The sequence below is a fragment of the Mesorhizobium sp. P160927 genome, assembly GCF_057766385.1.
This window is the reverse complement of sequence record NZ_JBYMDW010000001.1, coordinates 2,700,525-2,717,993: the sequence shown is the minus strand read 5'-3', so window position 1 is coordinate 2,717,993 and position 17,469 is coordinate 2,700,525. Positions and strand designations below refer to the sequence as shown.

20 protein-coding genes are annotated in these 17,469 nt (G+C 62.5%); 11 read left to right on the top strand and 9 right to left on the bottom strand.

Annotated features, from left to right (window positions below; translation table 11 throughout):
• Window positions 1-284 precede the first annotated feature (284 nt).
• Window positions 285-1,568, top strand: coding sequence for an NAD(P)/FAD-dependent oxidoreductase (locus tag AC3CB8_RS13110; RefSeq protein ID WP_352562931.1), 1,284 nt, complete (start codon window positions 285-287; stop codon window positions 1,566-1,568).
• Between the two features lie 216 nt (window positions 1,569-1,784).
• Here AC3CB8_RS13110 and msuE read toward each other — a convergent pair whose 3' ends face one another.
• A complete protein-coding gene (gene msuE, locus AC3CB8_RS13105; RefSeq protein ID WP_023794687.1) occupies window positions 1,785-2,345 on the bottom strand; it encodes an FMN reductase in 561 nt (186 codons plus the stop codon).
• Between the two features lie 756 nt (window positions 2,346-3,101).
• Between msuE and AC3CB8_RS13100 the strand changes: the two genes are divergently transcribed.
• The 7 genes from AC3CB8_RS13100 (at window position 3,102) to AC3CB8_RS13070 (ending at window position 8,934) form a co-directional block, all read left to right on the top strand.
• Window positions 3,102-4,073 (top strand): SDR family oxidoreductase, encoded by a 972-nt coding sequence (locus AC3CB8_RS13100; RefSeq protein ID WP_352546886.1) that lies wholly within the window; start codon window positions 3,102-3,104, stop codon window positions 4,071-4,073.
• A gap of 10 nt (window positions 4,074-4,083) precedes the next feature.
• A complete protein-coding gene (locus AC3CB8_RS13095) occupies window positions 4,084-5,796 on the top strand; it encodes an HAD family hydrolase (protein WP_352595145.1) in 1,713 nt (570 codons plus the stop codon).
• A gap of 308 nt (window positions 5,797-6,104) precedes the next feature.
• Entirely contained in the window at window positions 6,105-6,422 is a 318-nt protein-coding gene (locus AC3CB8_RS13090) for a hypothetical protein (protein WP_023771230.1), read from the top strand.
• A 26-nt stretch (window positions 6,423-6,448) separates the two neighbouring features.
• The gene (locus AC3CB8_RS13085) at window positions 6,449-6,892 is read left to right on the top strand and encodes a PPC domain-containing DNA-binding protein (RefSeq protein WP_023771231.1); all 444 of its coding nucleotides are present in this window, start codon (window positions 6,449-6,451) and stop codon (window positions 6,890-6,892) included.
• A gap of 56 nt (window positions 6,893-6,948) precedes the next feature.
• Window positions 6,949-7,950 carry an ATP-dependent DNA ligase gene (locus tag AC3CB8_RS13080; protein ID WP_352726320.1) on the top strand — a complete coding sequence of 334 codons (1,002 nt, stop codon included), beginning with the start codon at window positions 6,949-6,951 and terminating at the stop codon, window positions 7,948-7,950.
• Between the two features lie 122 nt (window positions 7,951-8,072).
• Entirely contained in the window at window positions 8,073-8,591 is a 519-nt protein-coding gene (locus tag AC3CB8_RS13075; RefSeq protein ID WP_015319108.1) for a YciE/YciF ferroxidase family protein, read from the top strand.
• 67 nt (window positions 8,592-8,658) lie between these two features.
• Complete coding sequence (locus AC3CB8_RS13070; protein ID WP_023782357.1) at window positions 8,659-8,934, top strand: hypothetical protein; 276 nt, start codon at window positions 8,659-8,661, stop codon at window positions 8,932-8,934.
• Window positions 8,935-8,956: 22 nt separating this feature from the next.
• Here AC3CB8_RS13070 and AC3CB8_RS13065 read toward each other — a convergent pair whose 3' ends face one another.
• The 7 genes from AC3CB8_RS13065 to AC3CB8_RS13035 form a co-directional block, all read right to left on the bottom strand.
• Window positions 8,957-9,121, bottom strand: coding sequence for a hypothetical protein (locus AC3CB8_RS13065; protein WP_015319110.1), 165 nt, complete (start codon window positions 9,119-9,121; stop codon window positions 8,957-8,959).
• A 402-nt stretch (window positions 9,122-9,523) separates the two neighbouring features.
• On the bottom strand, window positions 9,524-11,803 hold the full coding sequence (locus AC3CB8_RS13060; RefSeq protein ID WP_023771236.1) for a xanthine dehydrogenase family protein molybdopterin-binding subunit: 2,280 nt from the start codon (window positions 11,801-11,803) through the stop codon (window positions 9,524-9,526).
• Between the two features lie 2 nt (window positions 11,804-11,805).
• Window positions 11,806-12,828, bottom strand: coding sequence for an FAD binding domain-containing protein (locus AC3CB8_RS13055; RefSeq protein WP_023782359.1), 1,023 nt, complete (start codon window positions 12,826-12,828; stop codon window positions 11,806-11,808).
• 1 nt (window position 12,829) lies between these two features.
• Entirely contained in the window at window positions 12,830-13,450 is a 621-nt protein-coding gene (locus AC3CB8_RS13050) for a (2Fe-2S)-binding protein (protein ID WP_023782360.1), read from the bottom strand.
• A 270-nt stretch (window positions 13,451-13,720) separates the two neighbouring features.
• A complete protein-coding gene (locus AC3CB8_RS13045; RefSeq protein ID WP_352562929.1) occupies window positions 13,721-14,131 on the bottom strand; it encodes a DUF427 domain-containing protein in 411 nt (136 codons plus the stop codon).
• 209 nt (window positions 14,132-14,340) lie between these two features.
• Window positions 14,341-14,523 (bottom strand): immunogenic protein (bcsp31-1), encoded by a 183-nt coding sequence (locus AC3CB8_RS13040; protein WP_023794695.1) that lies wholly within the window; start codon window positions 14,521-14,523, stop codon window positions 14,341-14,343.
• Window positions 14,520-14,879 carry a DUF768 domain-containing protein gene (locus AC3CB8_RS13035; RefSeq protein ID WP_023771240.1) on the bottom strand — a complete coding sequence of 120 codons (360 nt, stop codon included), beginning with the start codon at window positions 14,877-14,879 and terminating at the stop codon, window positions 14,520-14,522. The genes AC3CB8_RS13040 and AC3CB8_RS13035 overlap by 4 nt, the downstream gene beginning before the upstream one ends.
• Before the next feature lie 149 nt (window positions 14,880-15,028).
• Here AC3CB8_RS13035 and AC3CB8_RS13030 point away from each other — a divergent pair, with 149 nt between their 5' ends.
• The 3 genes from AC3CB8_RS13030 (at window position 15,029) to AC3CB8_RS13020 (ending at window position 16,806) form a co-directional block, all read left to right on the top strand.
• Window positions 15,029-16,099: a YihY/virulence factor BrkB family protein gene (locus AC3CB8_RS13030; protein WP_352563026.1), complete on the top strand. Its 1,071-nt coding sequence runs from the start codon at window positions 15,029-15,031 to the stop codon at window positions 16,097-16,099.
• 130 nt (window positions 16,100-16,229) lie between these two features.
• Window positions 16,230-16,499, top strand: coding sequence for a hypothetical protein (locus tag AC3CB8_RS13025; RefSeq protein ID WP_352562928.1), 270 nt, complete (start codon window positions 16,230-16,232; stop codon window positions 16,497-16,499).
• 142 nt (window positions 16,500-16,641) lie between these two features.
• On the top strand, window positions 16,642-16,806 hold the full coding sequence (locus tag AC3CB8_RS13020; RefSeq protein ID WP_023771243.1) for a hypothetical protein: 165 nt from the start codon (window positions 16,642-16,644) through the stop codon (window positions 16,804-16,806).
• Window positions 16,807-16,864: 58 nt separating this feature from the next.
• Here the strand turns inward: AC3CB8_RS13020 and AC3CB8_RS13015 are convergent, their stop codons facing one another.
• Entirely contained in the window at window positions 16,865-17,296 is a 432-nt protein-coding gene (locus AC3CB8_RS13015) for a hypothetical protein (RefSeq protein WP_023771244.1), read from the bottom strand.
• Window positions 17,297-17,469: the final 173 nt, after the last annotated feature.

Genomic DNA, 17,469 nt, shown 5'->3' with positions numbered 1-17,469 from the left:
CCTTGGCGCAGAGACTATCAGATCGATTTACATGTACAAGCATGTACAAACAACTTGATTGCGATAGCAGGACGTCATCCGTCGCACGCGCGATCACATAATTGGCTCCTCATACGACATGCCACGGGCGGCAGGCCTGTTGTAAATGTCGAGACCTCCCGAAAGCATGCAGGATTGCTGGCGTATCCAACACGAAAGTCTGGGTCTGCCGCGCGTGCAGGATATCGGCCATTGAGAGCTATCGTGCCCTCAAGCCGGCCGCCTTGTCGTGAAAGCCTCCGTCCATGAACGAAAGCAGCCCGCCCCGGAGCCTCTATCGCGATACGGCTGGCAGCATCGGCAATTACCCCTCCCTTGCCGGCGCGCGGCGGGCGAGGGTCGCCATCGTCGGTGCTGGCTTCACCGGCCTGTCGACCGCCCTGCATCTGGCGGAAGCCGGCGACGACGTCTGCGTGCTCGATGCCTATCAGCCGGGATGGGGAGCGTCGGGCCGGAATGGCGGCCAGGTCAATCCGGGCCTCAAATACGATCCCGACACGATTGAAGCGATGTTCGGCCCCGAGCTCGGGGCGCGGATGATCGACTTCTCCTACGGTGCTCCGGATTTCACCTTCAACCTAATCAAGCGCCTGTCGATCGATTGCGAGGTCCGGCAGAACGGCACCATACGCGCGGCCATCCGGCCGAAGCCGGCGGCCGCGGTGCGGGCCACGGCCAACCAATGCGAGCGGCGTGGGATGCCGGTCGGCTTGCTTGACGCAAAGGCGATGGCGGCGCGAACCGGCACGGACAGATACATGTTCGGCATGTTCGATGCTCGGGGCGGCGACCTCCATCCCTCGAAATACGCGCTTGGCCTGGCGGCCGCCACGCGGAAGGCCGGCGCGCGGATATTTGGCGGCAGCGAGGTTCTCTCGCTGAGCAGGCAGGCCGGGCGCTGGGTCCTCGAGACCGCAAACGGATCCGTCAGCGCCGAGAAGGTCCTTGTCGCGACAAACGGCTATACGGGAAACTTGTGGCCGGGCCTAGAGCAGTCGCTGGTTCCAGTGTTCAGCGCCATCGCGGCGACCGAACCGCTGTCGCCCACGGTCGCGGATGCAATTCTTCCCGAAAGACCGGTCGTCTACGAAGCCGGCAACATCACCGTCTACTACCGCATCGACGCCCAGAACCGGCTCCTCATGGGCGGACGGGGACCGATGAGGCCCATCGGCGATGCTTCCGCCATCCGCTATCTCACCGATTATGCGCTACGGCTCTGGCCGGCGCTTGCTGGAACGGGGTGGACACATGGCTGGAACGGCCGGGTTGCGATCACTAAAGACCATCTTCTGCACGTTCATGAGCCGGAAGACGGCGTGCTGATCTGCCTTGGCTACAATGGCCGCGGTGTTGCCATGGCCTCGGCGATGGGCAATGCGCTGCCAAACCGCCTGCGCGGCGACGAGACCACTCCCTTCCCGATGCCGATATCGGGACTGAAGCCAATCCGGCTCCACCGCTTCTGGCCGCTTGGCGTCAGGGCGGCGATCATTTCGGGCCGGGTGAAGGACCGGTTCGGCCTCTGACGGAAGAGCACGCCGCTATGCTCCGGTCTTAGCAGCGGATAATCTTCGGGCGTGGTCGTCCGTGCATGCGGAGCATCAGCGTCCGCTGATTGCGACCGGGCGGCCAGGCGGTGCAATGGAAGTCACCCTGCGGCGCACAGGCGCGTTCAACGGCGGGGCTTCAGACAAGCGCTCCAGCGCGCGCCAGGGGTCGGAGCTGGATATGTTCCGAGCACGCTACTCGGCGGCTATCCTGGCGTGCTGCCGGCCGAACAGCGCCACACCGACATCGTCCACGGCGAGGCCAATGCGGGCCCGGATCGCTTCGGATGCCAGCACGCCATCAGCGAAATCCTTCTCCGAGGCGTATACGGCCGTCGGCAGCGCAAAGGCTTCGAAAAAGCCGAAGAGCGGCCGCAGCTGATGCTCGACGATCAATGCATGGCGATCGCCGCCGCCGGTCGCCGCCAACAGCACCGGCTTGCCCCGGAGGGCCGCCGGATCGACGAGATCGAAGAAATGCTTGAACAGACCGGTATAGCTGCCCTTGTAGGTAGGCGAGCCGACCACCAGGACGTCGGCGGCCAGGATCCGCTCGAGGATGGCGCGAGCCTGTACGTCCAAGTCGCGCGTGGCTTTGGCATTGCCAAGGCTGGGACCGAGATCGACGATGTCGTGGGTATTGGCGGCGAGGCCGTATCGTCCGGCGATCTCCGTCACGATATGGTCCACGAAGCCACGGGTCTTGGAGGGCCGCGTGAAGTTGCCGGAGAAGCCGACAATGGCCGGATTGGTCATGATGGATGCCCTGTGATCTTTTCGAACCAGTTCGCCAATGTCCATAGTTTTTATAGACATTGCTGCCGAACAAAAGGAATTCACGGTCGCCGTGTGCCGAAATCGGGAAAGATTTTTTCTCCCGCGGAGCCGCCTTTGAAAAAGCCGCGAGGTTGGCAGCGCGCAAACGTCGTTCGCGATCGCCCGTCTGCATGCCGGATGATGACGTCACCCGATCCAATGTACTTGGCAACTGTCGCACGCGGAGGGCGATGCGACCGTTGGCGAAAAGGGGTGACCATTACCGTTTGTTCGGAACCTGATCGCCCGGCGGCTGTTTTCCGTTCAGTCAAACATGGAGGACGCCATGGCACGCGACAGAACCGAATATGAAACCGGCGCACGGAAGTATCCCGCTAGGACCGGCCCGGATCCGAACGATGATTTCTCGTCTGACGCAGCGGGCAACAAGCCGCCGGCAGGTGGAATGGGGCTTACGCGACCGGCGGATCAGACAAATGAAGAGACACATCAGTCAGAAGGACAGAACCCGCCTCGCAAGGCGACGCCCAGCCCCGCGACACAGAAGACATCCGGCGCGGGTCCGGCGATCTCCGAGCACTCGAAGGACGCGAAGGCTCCAAGGTCGGGCCGCCAACCCGGCGCCTACGTCAAGGACTGACACGGACGGGCGACGATACCTTCTGACAAGCCTATGCGTCGCGCAGACCCGCCGGTCTGCCGCGCGTTGAACTTTCTTCAGCCGAGGAGACGATCATGCAGACGAAGTCACAAACGGCCGGTGAAGCCGCCAAGCAGCGCCATATCCAGCGCGGCATCGATGCCAAGGACAAATCGAAGCGCAACGGAAAGGCGGAGCACGCCATGCAGGCAGGCGCCCGGACCTATCCCGAGCCGCCCTTCCCCAAGCAACATCAGGCGAAACCCGGGCATGAAGCGGCGATCGAGCCCGCTCCGCTCTACGATGCACCCTACTATGTCGGATCAAAGAAACTCGAAGGGAAGGTGGCTCTCATCACTGGTGGCGACTCGGGCATCGGACGCGCGGTGGCGGTGTTGTTCGCCCGCGAAGGCGCCGACATCGCGGTCGTCTACCTGGCCGAGGACAGAGACGCCGAAGACACAAAATCCGCTGTTGAAAAAGAAGGCCGGCGCTGCATCCTGTTGAAGGCCGACGTCAGTGAACGCCAGGACTGCCACGATGCCGTGGCGACCACGGTCGAAGCATTCGGCCGCATCGACGTGCTGGTCAACAACGCCGCCTTCCAGATCCATTCCAGCGACTTCAGCGACCTGACCGAAGAACATTTCGACACGACGCTGAAGACCAATCTCTACGGCTATTTCCATATGGCGCAGGAAGCCGTGCCGCATATGAAGCCGGGCTCGGCGATCGTCAACACTGGTTCGGTAACCGGCATAGAAGGCTCGAAGCAGCTGGTCGACTATTCGATGACCAAGGGCGGCATCCATGCCTTCACGCGAGCGCTTTCGGGCAACCTCATCGCCAAGGGCATCAGGGTGAACGCGGTCGCGCCTGGCCCGGTGTGGACGCCGCTCAATCCGTCCGACAAGGAAGCCGACGACGTCTCGAAATTTGGCGCCGACACGCCGATGAAACGGCCGGCCCAACCGGAGGAACTGGCTCCAGCCTATGTGTTCCTCGCCTCCCCGCACTGCTCAAGTTACATCACCGGCGAGATCCTGCCGATCGTCGGCGGCTACTGAGGTCATCGCAATGTATTTCATTGCCTTGGCGACCGACTATGATGGGACCCTCGCACATGACGGGACGGTCTCCAACAAGACGCTCGCCGCGCTGGAGCGGTTCAAGAAAAGTGGCCGCAAACTGCTTCTGGTCACCGGCCGCGAGTTGCCCGACCTTAAGCGCGTGTTTCCCGATGTCGGCCTGTTCGACAAGGTCGTCGCCGAAAACGGCGCCCTGATCTACACACCGGCCAGCGAGGAAGAGCGGGCGATCTCACCATCGCCGGAGCCCGAATTCGTCGCCAGGCTGAAAAAGCAGGGGGTGAAGCCGCTTTCGGTGGGACGGTCAATCGTCGCCACCTGGGAACCGCATCAGGCGACCGTGCTCGAGGTCATCAAGCAGATGGGGCTCGAACTCGAGATCATCTTCAACAAGGGCGCGGTAATGATCCTGCCGAGCGGCGTCAACAAGGCCACCGGGCTGGCGGCAGCACTCGAGGACCTTCGCCTGTCGCCGCACAATGTTGTGGGTATCGGCGACGCCGAGAACGATCACGCCTTCCTGAAAGCCTGCGGCTGCAGCGTTGCGGTAGACAATGCCATTCCCGCGGTCAAAAGCACCGCGGACCTGGTCACGCGCGGTGCACGCGGCAAAGGCGTCGAGGAACTGATCGTCAAGCTGATCAAAAGCGACCACGGGATCGTGCCGAAACGTCACGACGGGATTGTCCTGGGATCGTCCGGTGGCGACGACATCTATCTGTCGCCGACCGAAAGCGTGCTCATCGCCGGCAGTTCGGGCATCGGCAAATCCACTTTGGCCACCGCGCTGACAGAACGCTTCGTCGACAGCCGATTTCAGTTTTGCGTCTTCGACCCGGAGGGTGACTATGACGGCCTCGAGGGCGCCGTTCGGCTGGGGGATGCATCGAGCGCGCCGACAAAGGCACAGGTGCTCGACCTGATCGCCAAGGCCGACAGCAATGTCGTCGTCAACGGGCTGGCGCTGCGTGTCAACGAACGGCCTGACTTCTTTGCCGACCTGCTGCCTGGCCTTGGCAGTTTCCGTCGCCGCACCGCAAGGCCGCATTGGCTGGTCATCGACGAAGCGCACCATCTTCTTCCGAAGCGGCGCGACGACACCCGCGCCGTGCTCTCCCTGGAATTGCCGGCCACGATCCTGATCACCGTCCATCCCGAGGCGATTTCGACCGACGCCCTGCGTCTGATGACGGCCGTCATCGCCCTTGGCCCGAAGGCTAAGGACGTGGTGAAGACCTTCTGCCATGAGACCGGCATCGAGCCGCCGAAGGACATTCCCACGCCCAAGGGCGATCGGGTTCTGTTCTGGCGGCCGGGGGCGCGCAAAAAAATCACGACGGTCAAGGTCATAGAACCTCGCCAGTCTCTCAAGCGCCACAGCCGCAAATACGCCGAGGGTCAACTCGATGAGACCGGCAGCTTCTATTTCCGCGATCCCGACGATGCGATGAACCTCAGGGCCCATAATCTGATGATCTTTGCTCAGATGGCCGAAGGCATAGACGACAAGACCTGGGAGTTCCATTTGCGCGCGGGCGACTATTCGAAATGGTTCCGCCACCAGATCAGGGACAAGGACCTCGCCCGCGAAACCGCCGAGGCGGAAAAGGACAGCAAGCTTTCGGCGGACGAGAGCCGCAAACGGGTGCTCGATGCCGTTCGGCGGCGCTACACGGCACCCGCGACTGCGCCCGAGGCGTAACAGCCCGACAGGAGGCGGTCATGAGCGATGACCGGCATGGCAAAGACGATAAAGACGGACGCGGCGAAAATGGACTGTCTTCCCAGCGCGCCAAGGCGAGATCATCCTGCGAACCCGCACGCGCCGGATCATCTTCGTGGCAGGACTGGTCGGCATCCTGACCCTGGCGGCGGTGGTCAGGTTCGCGATCGGTTGAACCTACTTGGCTGCAACAGCCGCCGCGATAGGGCGTATCGGGCAAGGCTGACCGCGCTTGGAACCCGGGCGCCGGCTTGGCGTTCAACCTCCATCGAGAAGGAGAAACGATCATGCCCCGAGGCGAGAAATCCAAATACACCGACAAGCAGGAACGCAAGGCCGATCATATTGCCGAAGGCTACGAGAAGCGTGGCGTCTCCGACAAGGAAGCCGAGCGACGCGCATGGGCGACGGTCAACAAGGACGATGGTGGCGGCAAGAAGGAAGGCGGCTCCGGGCGTGGCAAGCACACGGGGCACCCAGCGGCGCACAAGGGCGGCAAAAGCGGCGGAAAGGCGTCCGCTTCCCGATCGGCCGCCAGCCGGTCCGAATCGGCAAAGAAGGCGGCGGCGACCCGCAAGAGGAACGCCGAACACCACGCCCACTGACCGACCGCGAGGATTGGAACGCCGGCATGAAATCGCGACTCGTCAACGAGGCCAATGGCCAACGGACATTTGTCGTGGTGCTCGACCCCGGCGAGGAAGCGTTCGCGGCGCTGACCAGCTTCGCGGTCGAGCAGAAGATCGGTAGCGCCTCCCTGACGGCGATCGGCGCGTTCCAACGGGCCACCGTCGGTTGGTTCGACCTGGAGGCGAAGACCTATCGAAAAATCCCGGTCGACGAACAATGCGAGGTCCTGAGCGCGATCGGTGATGTCGCGACGGGCGATGATGGCAAGCCAAGCCTTCATGTCCACGCGGTGCTTGGTTTGAGCGACGGCGCGACCAAAGGCGGCCACCTGCTCGAAGGCACCGTTCGGCCGACATTGGAAATCACCGTGGTGGAAGCGCCGGGTCACCTGCGCCGCCGCAAGCGAGCTGAATTCGGTGTGGCTTTGATCGATCTCGGTGCCTGAAGCTCCTGCGGCTGGCGGGCTTCGCCGCTGGCGCCGTGCCCCAGAAAGTAAAGGCAATGACGGACAGGTTTGCCCTACCCCTGGACACGCCCCCCATGGAGGCCAAGGCAGCCGACATCCTGCCGGATGGGGAAGGCCTTTGGCAATACGAGCCCAAATGGGACGGGTTTCGCTGCCTCGCCTTCAAAGGCGACACGGATGTCTACTTGCGCGCCAAATCCGGCAAACCTCTCGGCCGTTACTTCCCGGAGCTCGTCGCCATGCTGCGGCAGGTCGAGGCCCGCAATTTCGTCGTCGATGGCGAGATCGTCATCGAGCTCGAAGGCCAGCTTTCTTTCGACGCGCTACAGATGCGGCTTCACCCAGCCGAAAGCCGCATCCGCAAGCTGAGCGCGCAAACGCCTGCCCGGCTGATCCTGTTCGACATGCCGGTCGCGCCAGGCGACACGATCCTGCTCGGCGAGTCGTTGACGCAACGACGCCTGGCAGTCGAGGGCTTCGTTCAGGACTGCGCCAAGCCTGGGTTGCGGCTCTCGCCCCGCACGACCGATCCGGCGACCGCCAGACGCTGGCTTGAGGAAGCCGGCCATGGTTCCACCGACGGCGTGGTCGCCAAATTGCTGGCCGCCCCCTACCGGCCGGGGGAACGCGCGATGGTCAAGGTCAAACGGCTGCGTACGGCCGACTGCGTGGTTGGAGGATTCCGCTATCTGACCGGCGGCAAGGAGGTCGGCTCGCTCCTGCTCGGCCTTTATGATGAGAGCGGCAAACTCGACCATGTCGGTTTTACCTCGACCATTGGCAGGGATGACCGGGCTGGCGTCACCCGAAAGCTGGAAAAGCTGCGTGGCGGGCCCGGCTTCACCGGCAAGGCGCCGGGTGGGCCTAGCCGCTGGAGCACGCAGCGCAGCGGCGAATGGGAGCCCCTGCGGCCGGAACTGGTGGTGGAGGTCCGCTTCGACCATGTCACCGGCGACAGGTTCCGGCATGGCACCAAACTGTTGCGCTGGCGGCCGGACAAGGCGCCGCGTCAATGCACCATGCAACAGATCCAGTGACGGAGTTCGCGCCGCGGACACGCTTGCGCGTCATTGCGAGATGGCTGGAACAACCGTCCTCACAGCAAGTTGTGCTCCAGCTACACCGCTGGTGGGCTTCACGACAATTGGAGATAAAAATCATGGCGACTGCGAAGAAAGCGGCAACGAAAGGCCTTGAAGCCCTGTTCCTCGACGGGCTGAAGGACATCTACTACGCCGAGAAGAAAATCCTGAAGGCACTGCCGAAAATGGCAAAAGGCGCCGAATCCGAAGATGTTTCGGCAGCATTCGAGAAACACCTGCAGGAGACCGAGGGCCAGGTCGACCGCCTCGAACAAATCTTCGAACTGCTCGACAAGCCGGCCCGGGGCAAAACCTGTCCGGCCATCGACGGCATCATCGAGGAGGGTTCGGAAATCCTCCAGGAATATAAGGGCGACCCGGCGCTGGATGCTGGGCTGGTCGGGGCGGCGCAGGCCGTCGAACACTACGAGATCGCGCGCTACGGGACGCTGATCGCCTGGGCCGAACAGCTCGGCAAGAGCGACGTGGTCAAACTCCTTAACGAGACCCTCGAGGAGGAGACGGCGACCGACGAGGCACTTTCCAGCCTTGGCGAGGGCGGTGTCAACGAACGTGCCCTGGAACAGGCCGCCTAGCTGGCGAGCTGTTGCCCCGGCGCTTCAGGCGATCCGGGGCAAACTCCCCGGATTTCGGAGAACGACGATGGCCCCCCGCAAAAGAGAGCAACCCGCAGTTCAGAACGAAGACCCGACGGAGACTGAAGGTCCCACGGTAGAGCAGCAGGATTGGGACGCGCTCGCAGGCGCGAGAATCCTTCCGGATGACGTCGAGGTGGAAGACGAGGCCGACGGCGAATTGCCCGAGGAAGATGACGACAACCCCTACCAGGAAAGCGACGAGGCATTGCCCGACGATGTCGAGGAAGCGGTGCTCTCACGCGATCCTTCAAGGGAAGGCGGCCGCTTCGACGAGGAGTGACCAAACGAAGGGCGGATTCCGCTCAGCCGACCGCATGCATCGGGGGCTCTTCGTTCTCGTCAGGATTGGGCAACGGCGCCTCGTCGGGCAATCCTTCCGGCTCCGGTTCGCCGATCGGCTTGGGCTTCCAATTGGGAGCCGGCATGGGTACGTCGCGGTTAGGGTCGGGTTCTCTCGGATCGGGCATCAAATCTGTCTCTCTTTCGGCTTAAGCATGCGGCGTCGACTCTGGCGCAGCACTATCACTCCGGAGCCCGTCCCCAGCGCTCGGGACGGGCACGGAGCTTGCTCGCCAGCTCTCACATCTGTTCATGGGTTCCGCCACGCGTCGTGCCGACGCTGTCGCCGCCTTGTTGGCGCTGATTGTCACCGGCTTCCTGCCGCTGACGTCGGTTCTTATCGTCCATGTTTCTTATGGCTTTGCTGGCCTGCTTTCACGTGTTGTTCGTGGCTACCGCCTTGATTGGGCATCTTCATCTCCATTGAGTTGTGCGAGACGACCACCCGCCTACGGGACGAAAGACGCTGGCGGCCCGGACGTTCCCTCACGTAATAATTCGTGAATCAGACCGCCCATGGGTAAGCCCGATCAGGCGATAAGCTGCTCGATCCTGATGGGAAGATCGCGGATTCGTTTGCCAGTCGCATGGTATACCGCGCTCGCAACGGCGGCCGCCGTGCCGACATTGCCCAGTTCTCCGAGGCCCTTCACGCCTGCCGGATTGACCTCTCGGTCAATCTCCGGAACCAGGATCACTTGGAGATCCTTGATGTCGGCGTTGACCGGCACGAGGTAGTCCTGCAGATCTCGATTGACGTATCGCGCATAGCGGCTGTCTACCTCGGTCGCCTCATGCAGCGCCTGGCCGATGCCCCAGATCATTCCGCCCATCAGTTGGCTGCGCGCCGTGCGCGTGTTCATGATGCGGCCGGCGGCAAAGGCCCCGACAATGCGCGGCACGCGGATTTCCCTGGTAAGGCGATTGATGCGAACTTCGACGAATTCCGCGCCGAATGCATATTTCACCGAATCCTCGTCCTGCTCGCCGCCGTGAAACTCCGGCTGGCCGGCATAGAGCTTCTTGAGCGCTTCGGGGCTCGCCCCCTTGGGCGCATACTCGGCATACTCCTCGATCGCCCCCACCCGCAGGGTTTTCAAGACGTCCTCGACCTTTGCCGAAGCGCCGCCCTTGGCAATGATTTTGCCATCGAGGATATCCAGTTCCTCATTGTGGGCGCCGGCAAGCGGACCACCTTCGCCGATCGCCGCGGCAAACAGCTTCGTCCTGATCGCGTCGCAGGCCTTGAGTACCGCCGAACAGACGCTTGCGGTGGAGATAGACCCTCCCGACACGGGCGCCGGAGGCAAGGTGCTGTCGCCCATCTCGACGCTGACCCTGTCCATGGCGACACCGAGGCGCTCTGCTGCCATCTGGCCGGCGACCGTGCGCACCCCGGTGCCGATTTCATGCGAGCCGCTCTGGACACGTACATCGCCGTCGACGGTCAGCCACACGCGCGCAGCGCAGGGAGCCGATGAGGTCGGATAGATCGCCGTCGCGCAACCCATGCCGATCAACCAGTCGCCGTCGTGCATCGATCCGACCTTGGCGTCCCGCTTCGCCCAGCCGAATGCGTCCGCCGCCTGGTCGTAGCATTGCATCAGCGAGCGGCTCGAGAACGGCTTTCTCCCGATCGGTTCGGCTTTTGGCTCGTTCACCCTTCGGAACTCCACCGGGTCCATGGCCAGCGCCACCGCCATCTCGTCCATGGCATTCTCCAGCGCATAGACGTAAGGCGTTTCGGGAGGCGAACGCATGTAGCCGGGCGTGTTGCGGTCCGCCTGGACCAGCGACACCTGCGTAAGCACCGCGCCGTAATCATACATACGGCCGGTCGCCGACGTTCCCCCGACCACATAGGGATCGGGTCGCGATGTCACCTCCCAGCCCTCATGCGCGAAAGCTGTTATGCGGCCGTCCTTGTCGGCGCCCATTCGGATCCGGTGTCTGGTCTCGGCGCGATAGGTCTGGGTACCAAACGCCTGCATGCGGCTGACCACGCAACGCACCGGCCGGCCGAGACGCCTTGCAGCGACCGCGACGATCGCCGTGCGGGCCGTCATCGGCCCCTTCGAGCCGAATGCGCCGCCGATGTATGGGCTGACGATGCGCACCTTTGCCGGATCGATCTTCAACTGCCTGGCAAGTTCGGCCTTCCAGCCGGTGACGTTCTGGGAAGGCTCATGGATGGTGAGTTGATCGCCCTGCCACATTGCCGTCGTCGAAAACAGTTCGATCGGGTTGTGGTGCTGCGTCGGTGTCGAATAGCGTGCATCGATCCTGACCGGAGCAGCGGCATAGGCGGCGTCGAAATCGCCAGACTTGACGTCTTCCTTGAACATCGGGCTTTTGCCCGCGGCGGCAACGGTCGTTGCTCCAGGGCTGTCGAAGCCCGCACTCGGTTTCTCCTCGGCGTAGTCGGCGCGGATCAGCAGCGCAGCTTCCTCCGCCGCCTCGAAGGTCTCGGCGACCACCAAGGCAATGATCTGCCCGTCGTGGAAGACCTTCCGGTCATGCAGGGGCGCGATCGAGGCGGCGGCGGTGTTGCCGAATTTCGGCTTGTCCACCGCGTCCATGTCGCCATAGGTCACGATGTCGAGCACGCCCGGCACCGCTCGGGCATTGTCCAGGTGAAGTGCCGTCACCCTGCCCCTGGCGATACTGCTGGTGGCCAGCGCGCCATAGGCGACGTTGGCCGCCGGGAGGTCCGCCGGATAAGTCGCCTGACCGGTCACCTTCAGCCGCCCGTCGATGCGCGGCAGCGGGGCACCCATGTTCTCCTTGGGCTGCGGAGCGGCTGCGTTCATGATCACACCTTCATGTCACGGGTTTCGAGGAGCGCCCGCACCAGCGTCCTTTTGCCAAGCTCGATCTTGAACGCGTTGTGGTCGCGCGGCCTGGCATCGGCGAAAGCCGTCTCCGCGGCCGCCCGCGCCGTTGCCTCATCCAGTATCTTGCCGTGCAGGACCGCTTCCGCTTCCCTCGCCCGCCACGGCACCGTGGCGACGCCGCCAAGTGCTATGCGTGCCTCGCGAACGTTGTTGCCGTCGAGGTCGAGAGCGACCGCCGCGGAAGCCAGAGCGAAGGCATAGGATTCGCGGTCACGGACCTTAAGGTAGCGGGAACGCCGGGTCCAAGGACCCGCGGGCACGTCGATGGCAGTGATGATCTCGTCAGCAGCGAGACCGGTCTCGACATGAGGGGTATCGCCGGGCAAGCGATGCAGGTCGGCGAACCGGATTTCGCGCGCGCCACGCGAACCCTCGACATGGAGGTTGGCGTCAAGGGCAATCAGTGCCTGGGCGAAATCACCATGATAGGTGGCGATGCAGGCGTCACTGACGCCCAGCACCGCGTGTTGCCTATTGAAACCGTCCATTGCCGCGCAGCCCGAACCCGGCTGGCGCTTGTTGCAGGCCCATGAGATCTCCCTGAAATACTCGCACCGCGTCCGTTGCAGCACGTTGCCGGCAAGGCTGGCCATGTTGCGGAGTTGACCGCTGGCTGCCAGCCTGAGGCTGTCGGCAATGACCGGATAATAAAGCCTGACGTCTTTATCGTCAGCCGCCTCGCCCATCCGCACCAGCGCCCCGAAACGAACCCCTTCGGCGGTGACGCGGATTTGCCGAAGCGCCGGCTCGGAGAGACGATTGAGATCGAGGAGGCGGCTCGGTTGGGCAACGTCGAGCTTCATGTAGTCGGCTAGATTGGTGCCGCCAGCGATGAATTGCATGTCTGACTGGGTCGGCGGCCGATCCGGCGCGGCAAAATTCGAAGCGAGGGCGACAGCCGCCGGGATGTTGGCCGGTTGCTCGAGAACGAAAGGACGCATGTCAGGCTCTCCCGGTTTCGTCGCGAGCCTGCACGATCGCCGCCACGATGTTGGGGTATGCGGCGCACCGGCAGATGTTGCCGCTCATATATTCCCGGATATCGGCCTCGGAACCGGCGTGGCCTTCGTTGACGCAGCCTATGGCCGACAGAATCTGGCCCGGCGTGCAATAGCCGCACTGGAAGGCGTCATGGTCGATAAAGGCCTGCTGCATCGGATGCAGGGCGCCGTCGCGCGAGGCGAGCCCCTCCACGGTCGTCACATCCTTGCCCTGCATCATCACCGCGAAGCTCAGGCAGGAGAGGACCCGTTTTCCGTCGACGAGCACGGTGCATGCGCCGCATTGCCCATGGTCGCAGCCTTTTTTCGTCCCGGTCAGCCCAACGTGGTCACGCAAGGCGTCGAGCAGGCTGGTCCTAGTGTCGAGCGAAAGCTCGTAAGCCTGCCTGTTGATACGAAGCGAGGTGACGACCGGCTCCCGGAGCTTGGAACGGGGCGCGGCCACTTCATCCGCCTTGGCCTTAGGAGGCAGGAGCGGTGCGACCGCAGCGGCCGAAACCGTGCCCGTCATGAAACGTCTCCGGCTGAGGCCAATTGGCTTTGAGACGAGGGTTTCGGACATGGCTCCGCTCCTGACTGGTTTCGCCGCTAACCTTTTACTCCGGGCATTGTTCCGAATGCAGCGCGACAAAACCCTGCCTGATCGCGAAAGGGTGATTTGCTCCCGCGGGTCGGTGAGGCGCGGCTAAAACCGATCGAAGCGGCCGCAACGAGGCTTCTAGAGAGTGGATCGATGTGGGGAAGGCTCGGACTCGCACCGCTGCCGCTGATCCGGCGGCGGCGACTTGCCGGCATGGCGACAAGCAAGAAGAACGAAGGTCGAGGCGGCATCCTACTCCATGACATGTGGAGTGTGCCGCTTGTCCTCCTTGGGATCGACGTCAATACGTGCCTTTTTCGGATCGAAGGCGCCATGACGCGCGATGGCCAGGGCCGCGGTATCCGGCGTCTCATATGCCCACATGAAGTCATCGGCCGAGCCGCCGACAGCATGAACGCGCCAATAGCTCGCTGTTCCCTTCAACGGGCATTCGCTGGTGGTGTTGGTCTTCTCGAAGAGGTCGAAATAGATATCCTCGAAGGGGATATAGAATACCGGCTCATGGCCCTCCTCCCGAAGAATTTTCGCACGGTCGCTTGCGGCGACTATCGCGTCGGAGAACCGGACCGTCACCGTGCCGAGGAATGGTTCTATGCTCATGCCGCCGGTAGGGCGCCTGGAAATCGCTTCTGAACCTTGCATCTGAATTCTCCTTGGCCAGCGTCTTGATGTTGGATGACATTTTGTCTTCCAAGCGTGAAGTCGAAATGCGCAGCAGTGGATTGAGGTTCCGGTCCCTCCGTAAATCCTGGCTTGTGCAGTCATCAGCCTAGCCGCGCCGGGGAAATCACCGGAGCCTCATCGTTCAGGCCACGCACGCAGCAGCGGCGTATCGCAATAGGAAATCGGGTTCATTTGGTCGCCGGGGCAGTTGGCTGATCGCCACCGGTCGTCGACTTCGGTCTGGCGTCCTGGTCGACCGGCGGGTTCTTGGTGACGGTGTCGGTGTTGGCCTTCGTCGGCTCGGTGCTGTTGTCACATGCGGTGAGCGCAAGACCCGTTGCCAGGACCAGAAAGGACAGGAACCTCGTCATCGCCATCTCCTCGGGCTGACACTCGACAAACGAGGTTCCGCGATTCTGGTTGCCACCGTGGCCACGCCTTCCAAGGGGGAGCCGTTCCCTTCATCGATTGTTTCCGCGATGTATTCAGTAAGATCGCCCACCTCATCCTGGATGTCCTGCGCCGCGATCCCCTCGTCTTGCGCATCCGCGACGCACTGACTTGCGAGTTCCTCCGCGACATCGATGCCGGACATAGGGATAGACTTGTCAACGACATGTTCTTCGATCCAATCCCCAATGAAGTGGGCTGTTCGATTGACGATCAGGTCGGCGTCCTCGGACAACGCCGCTTCGCGCCTGAGCTTATCCCTGGTTGTCGTTCTCATCGGACACACCCGTTCACTTGACCAATTTCAAACGCCGCTCGGCCGCAAAAGATGCAGGTAAGGAGGAAAATCATGATCGGCCGCACGGCGGGAACGGGTGTCTTTGTCCCGCGTTGTCAGCCACGCTTTGGACATCCTCGAACCCGGTAATGGCTTTGAAACCACAACGAGGTTCTCCGCCGAACGACAAGCAGCCCTCGCTGATCGATGAGGAAGCAGCCAGCCGCGCGGCCTCGACAACCAAGGACGGCAATGCCCCAGCAGGGCGGGAGCCAGGAAGCCGGGGGCGCGACGCCACATGGCCATCTCAAATCACTGGGCTGGGGTGGAAGGACATCTTCTGGCGACTTTGGGAAGAGTTCAACAAGGACCGGGTTCTGCTGGTGGCTGCCGGCGCGACCTTCTATCTCCTGCTCGCCTTGTTTCCCGCCCTGGCGGCCTTCATCTCGATCTATGGCTTCGTCGCGGACCCGGTCACGGTCGCCGACGATGTCGCTTACCTCGAGGGATTGTTACCGCAGGGTGGGCTCGATCTCATCCGCGATCAGCTGCAGGCCTTGGCCCGCCAGAAAGCAGGCGCTCTCGGCACAGGCTTTTTCATTGGGCTGACAATCGCCCTCTGGAGCGCCAATAGCGGCATGAAGGCACTCTTCGACGCGATGAACATCGCCTACGAAGAGCGTGAGAAACGCTCGTTCCTTGTCCTCAATCTGATGTCGATCCTGTTCACGGCCGGAGCCCTGCTCATCGGCATCGTGCTGCTGCTTACGGTGGGTGTTGTTCCGTCGCTGTTGCGCTTTTTCTACCTTGATGCCTGGACAGAAACCGTGGTTGCGGTATCCCGATGGCCCATCCTGGTGGTGTCGATCCTGACCGGCATTTCCTTGCTCTACCGTTTCGGGCCAAGTCGGGAACATGCGAAATGGCGATGGTTGAGCTGGGGAGCGCTTGCGGCAACCGCGGCATGGATCATCGCGTCGTGGCTGTTCTCGTTCTATCTCCAGCATTTTGCCAACTATAACGCGACATACGGCTCGCTCGGTGCCGTGGTCGGCCTGATGATGTGGACATGGATTTCAGTCATCATCCTGATCGCCGGCGCCGCCATCAACGCGGAAATGGAACATCAGACAGCCTGTGACTCGACCACAGGCCCTGCGGTTCCCATGGGTGAGCGCGGCGCGGTCGTCGCCGACACTTTGGGCAAGACTGCGGACTGACGGAACTTTCAGGTAGATTGCGCCATCGCCACCCGCACGAGCGCCAAGGCTCTCCCGCTCAGTCGAGCCTCAAATATTGGCCCGTTGTGTCGGCGTGGGAACGGCCCAGATCCGTGGGCGTTGCAAGGCCATGATCTACACTATTCGCGCGGGCTCTCCAGCCGATGACTCGACCTTGATCCGCCACTATAGAGCACTGTGGGAAAGCCATGGTGTCGATGCGGCCAATATCAAAGGCGACGCCGAGGCGGTGACCGCGGATTTCATACAATCGGGCCGCCAAAACAACGAACTGGCGACCTTCCTTGCCGAAGCCGATGGAATTTCCCTCGGCTCGCTGGCTTGCCAGATCCAATATCTTCCCTACCCCGATGTCGCATCGTCCAGCCAAGATACCTGATCATGGCGGTGGTGGCGATCGGCCTGTGGCAATAGCTGGGCGTCTGGACCCCCTGGATGACGGGAACCGATCGCCGGTCAGCGCCGCGATCCAAGCGGAACGGATCGTCTCCTTGCCGGTTGTGGAGGAAAGGAGATTTCCAATGTCTGACGGTATCATGTGGCTAATCGTCGTCGCCGGCGGGCCAGCGCTGCTGATCATACTGATTGCCTATGTCCTGGTAACCCGCCGTAACCGTGGTCCGGTTGAACGCAGGGAAAGCGACCGCGCTACCGACCAGCTCTACCGCGAGGACGATCGGCGATAGCTTGCGCATTGGGCGGTGTAGGAGGTCGTCGCGGACATGCAACGACCTCCCGCTGGTCTCACCGCATCAAGCACCGCCTCAAGAATGCAAAGAGCCTGTTCCCGCTGATCGTTGCACGGACCCGAGCCGCGGCCCATCGTGCTTTCATGGTGGCACCGACGTGGCAATCACAGACAATGTCGTGGAGTTGCCAGTCGCTCAATTCGAAGAAGCGCTTTGCCTCGCCATATGTGTCGTCCCCCAGACCCGATGCACGCAAGATCGGGTCTTCGAAGGCAACCGCGAGTGCCGATCCTTCCCCACGTGCGATGGCGCGTGCTTCGGGACGCAAATGTTCCGTGCCGGTTAGCGCACCGAGGCATCGTTCGGGATTTTGCTCGAGAAGTTCAGCCCAACGCGCGATGCGTTCATTACGTGTCATTACCGAAAACGGCGCCAGCGGCTCAATCCTGGCGACGGTTTGGAGCTGGTCGAGTGTCTGATGTTTCATGGTCGGCTCCTGTCTGAGAGGGAGAAGCACCCACGCCTTCTGAAGAATTATCGCCCGGCGGAGCTTCGACAAGACGGAGGTTTGACGAATTCGCCACTGGCGACGAACTCCAAAATGATATCGCCGGCAAACAACCGTGGTCAGCTCGCACTACTGCGCCGCCACTTCCTGGC

Excerpts from the sequence above, each read along its gene's own strand:
- AC3CB8_RS13035 (WP_023771240.1), bottom strand. The coding sequence starts at position 14,879 with ATGAGAACGACAACCAGGGATAAGCTCAGGCGCGAAGCGGCGTTGTCC.
- AC3CB8_RS13110 (WP_352562931.1), top strand. The coding sequence starts at position 285 with ATGAACGAAAGCAGCCCGCCCCGGAGCCTCTATCGCGATACGGCTGGC.
- AC3CB8_RS13020 (WP_023771243.1), top strand. The coding sequence starts at position 16,642 with ATGTCTGACGGTATCATGTGGCTAATCGTCGTCGCCGGCGGGCCAGCG.
- AC3CB8_RS13090 (WP_023771230.1), top strand. The coding sequence starts at position 6,105 with ATGCCCCGAGGCGAGAAATCCAAATACACCGACAAGCAGGAACGCAAG.
- AC3CB8_RS13085 (WP_023771231.1), top strand. The coding sequence starts at position 6,449 with ATGAAATCGCGACTCGTCAACGAGGCCAATGGCCAACGGACATTTGTC.
- AC3CB8_RS13100 (WP_352546886.1), top strand. The coding sequence starts at position 3,102 with ATGCAGACGAAGTCACAAACGGCCGGTGAAGCCGCCAAGCAGCGCCAT.
- AC3CB8_RS13065 (WP_015319110.1), bottom strand. The coding sequence starts at position 9,121 with ATGCCCGATCCGAGAGAACCCGACCCTAACCGCGACGTACCCATGCCG.
- AC3CB8_RS13095 (WP_352595145.1), top strand. The coding sequence starts at position 4,084 with ATGTATTTCATTGCCTTGGCGACCGACTATGATGGGACCCTCGCACAT.
- AC3CB8_RS13030 (WP_352563026.1), top strand. The coding sequence starts at position 15,029 with ATGGCTTTGAAACCACAACGAGGTTCTCCGCCGAACGACAAGCAGCCC.
- msuE (WP_023794687.1), bottom strand. The coding sequence starts at position 2,345 with ATGACCAATCCGGCCATTGTCGGCTTCTCCGGCAACTTCACGCGGCCC.
- AC3CB8_RS13070 (WP_023782357.1), top strand. The coding sequence starts at position 8,659 with ATGGCCCCCCGCAAAAGAGAGCAACCCGCAGTTCAGAACGAAGACCCG.
- AC3CB8_RS13045 (WP_352562929.1), bottom strand. The coding sequence starts at position 14,131 with ATGCAAGGTTCAGAAGCGATTTCCAGGCGCCCTACCGGCGGCATGAGC.
- AC3CB8_RS13050 (WP_023782360.1), bottom strand. The coding sequence starts at position 13,450 with ATGTCCGAAACCCTCGTCTCAAAGCCAATTGGCCTCAGCCGGAGACGT.
- AC3CB8_RS13060 (WP_023771236.1), bottom strand. The coding sequence starts at position 11,803 with ATGAACGCAGCCGCTCCGCAGCCCAAGGAGAACATGGGTGCCCCGCTG.
- AC3CB8_RS13015 (WP_023771244.1), bottom strand. The coding sequence starts at position 17,296 with ATGAAACATCAGACACTCGACCAGCTCCAAACCGTCGCCAGGATTGAG.
- AC3CB8_RS13075 (WP_015319108.1), top strand. The coding sequence starts at position 8,073 with ATGGCGACTGCGAAGAAAGCGGCAACGAAAGGCCTTGAAGCCCTGTTC.
- AC3CB8_RS13040 (WP_023794695.1), bottom strand. The coding sequence starts at position 14,523 with ATGACGAGGTTCCTGTCCTTTCTGGTCCTGGCAACGGGTCTTGCGCTC.
- AC3CB8_RS13080 (WP_352726320.1), top strand. The coding sequence starts at position 6,949 with ATGACGGACAGGTTTGCCCTACCCCTGGACACGCCCCCCATGGAGGCC.
- AC3CB8_RS13025 (WP_352562928.1), top strand. The coding sequence starts at position 16,230 with ATGATCTACACTATTCGCGCGGGCTCTCCAGCCGATGACTCGACCTTG.
- AC3CB8_RS13055 (WP_023782359.1), bottom strand. The coding sequence starts at position 12,828 with ATGCGTCCTTTCGTTCTCGAGCAACCGGCCAACATCCCGGCGGCTGTC.